Source organism: Micromonospora foliorum, assembly GCF_022229015.1.
GTDB classification, from domain to species: domain Bacteria; phylum Actinomycetota; class Actinomycetes; order Mycobacteriales; family Micromonosporaceae; genus Micromonospora; species Micromonospora foliorum.
Genome location: NZ_JAKKFF010000418.1, coordinates 1 through 2,090, shown reverse-complemented (window position 1 = coordinate 2,090; position 2,090 = coordinate 1). Strand labels below are relative to the sequence as shown.

The following is a 2,090-nucleotide window of genomic DNA, read 5'->3' as shown; positions in this document are numbered from 1 at the left end:
CGGCTGGGCGGCACACGCCACCAGGGCGGCGACGGTGAGCGCGGCAACGCCGGCGGCCAGGGCCGCCAGCGCGCCGCGGTTGCGCACCGTCACTTGCGGCCGGTCCGTGCGGTCGCCATCCGCACCCCACCACCAAGCAGCAGGAGTACGCCGGCACCGGTGAGCACGTACCACCAGGTGTCCACGCCCGTGCCGGCCTGGCCGCCGTCACCGCTGGGCACGCCGCCCGGGGCGGAGTGCAGGCCGGTGATGGTCTGGGCCACCACGTCGAGGGTCTTGCCCTCGGCGGAGCCGATCGCGTAGACAATCGTGGCGGTGCCCTCCCTGAGGTTGAGGTCCGCCGGGCCGATGGCCACGGTGTCGGTGCCGGCCAGCACCACGTCCGCCTTCACGTTGCCCGCGCCGACGTCGCCCTTGGCCTCGTTCGGGTTGGTGAGGCCCTCGAAGACCGGGGTGCCGCCGGCGCGGACGTCGACCGCCGGGGCGGCGGCGGTGTGCCGGACGATCAGCCGGGCCTTGCCGGCGTCGACCTTCGAGACGTCGTTCACGAACGGGGTGATCTTCGGCTGGCCGGCGTCGTCGAGGTGGGCGGCGATGCTGATGTTCGCGCCGCCCGGCACCGCGGCGTTGTCGACAGTGAGAATCGCGCTGCCGATCGGCTCGCCCGGCTTGGTGAGCGCGATGTCGTAGTCGCCCTCCTCCAGGTTCAGCGGGCCGGCCACGTCGCCGGGCTTGAAGTTCTCCAGCGTCTTCCTGCCGTTGACGTAGACGTCGACCGGGGTGCCCGGGATGCCGTGCACGACGGAGACCTTCGACGTGGCGGCGTACGCGGGGCTGGCGGTGGGGGCACCGACGCCGGCGAAGGCCAGCGCGGCGACCGCGCCGCCCGCGGCGACCCGACGGAAGTACGAGAGCTGCATGTCTGCCTCCTGCTGTTTGGTGCTGATTCGTCAGGCCTGGCTTGCAGAACGGGTTACGCCGGCTCTCGGACGGGTGGATGCGCCCCGGCGCCAGTTTTCTTTTCCGGCCCCGCCTGCATCCGGAAGCGGGTCGGAGGACGAAGAGCTGGTGAGATGACATCGACCGGCGAAGTGGGGCGGGGACTGTGGCGGCTACAGTCGGGCATGCCCCATCGAAGGCGAGCCGCCCGATGACGGCGCTACGACAGGAACCGGACCCTCCGGTGGACGACCTCGACCGCAGGTTCCGCGACGGCGACGACGTGGCGCTCCGCGAGGCGTACGACCGCTACGGTCGTGCCGTGCTGCACCTGGCCACGTCCATGCTGGCGAACCGCAGCGACGCCGAGGACGTCACCCAGGCCACGTTCGTCGCCGCCTGGCTGGGACGCGACACGTTCGACCCCGCCAAGGGGTCGCTGATCGGTTGGCTGCTCGGCATCGGCCGGCGGAAGGTGATCGACCGGATGCGCGCCTCGGCCCGGGAGACCCGGGTGGTGGAGACGGTCCGGCAGCTGCCCGAGCCGGCGCAGACCGGCCCGGACCCGGACCGCGTGGTGGACCGGTTGGTGATCGCCGACGAGCTGGCCCGCCTCCCGGACGACCAGCGACGGATGCTGGAGTTGGCCTTCTACGACGACCTGACACACCAGCAGATAGCCACGGTGACCGGCGTGCCGTTGGGCACCGTGAAGAGTCACATCCGACGCGGCATGGCGAGCTTGAAACGCAGATGGGAGGTGGACGGTGCAGCACCTGGACCACGACCGGCTGGTATTTCTGGCGCTCGGTGAGAGCGAGGCGGACAACGGGGAGAGCACCCACCTCGGCACCTGCGCGCTCTGCCGGGCGGAGGTGGCGACCCTCCAGCAGGTGGCGGGGCTCGGCACCGAGACGCAGGGCCTGGCCGACCTGCCGGCCCCGCCGGAGCACGTCTGGCAGGGCATCGAAGCCCAGGTCAGAGCCGCGGAGGCCGAGCCGGCACGGGCCGAGACCCGGCGGCGGCAGGTTCCTGGGCAGGGCCTTGCCAGCGCGGCCGAGCAGACCACCGGCATGACTGCCGCACGGTCCGCCGGCACGGCGGGCGAGCAGGTCAGCGGCGTGACGGCCGGGCCGACGGTGACCCGGCTG

At 72.5% G+C, this 2,090-nt stretch carries 2 protein-coding genes and 1 pseudogene; 2 read left to right on the top strand and 1 reads right to left on the bottom strand.

The window, feature by feature from the left end; translation table 11 throughout:
* Window positions 1-89: 89 nt before the first annotated feature.
* A complete protein-coding gene (locus PSH25_RS26255; protein ID WP_238661590.1) occupies window positions 90-920 on the bottom strand; it encodes a DUF4397 domain-containing protein in 831 nt (276 codons plus the stop codon).
* 230 nt (window positions 921-1,150) lie between these two features.
* On the opposite strand from PSH25_RS26255, the gene PSH25_RS26250 reads away from it, so the two are divergent.
* Both PSH25_RS26250 and PSH25_RS26245 read left to right on the top strand, forming a co-directional pair.
* Window positions 1,151-1,753 (top strand): RNA polymerase sigma factor, encoded by a 603-nt coding sequence (locus PSH25_RS26250; RefSeq protein ID WP_238661589.1) that lies wholly within the window; start codon window positions 1,151-1,153, stop codon window positions 1,751-1,753.
* Window positions 1,707-2,090 (top strand): annotated as a pseudogene (locus PSH25_RS26245) (anti-sigma factor); the annotation flags it as partial. The gene PSH25_RS26250 and the pseudogene PSH25_RS26245, both read left to right, overlap by 47 nt.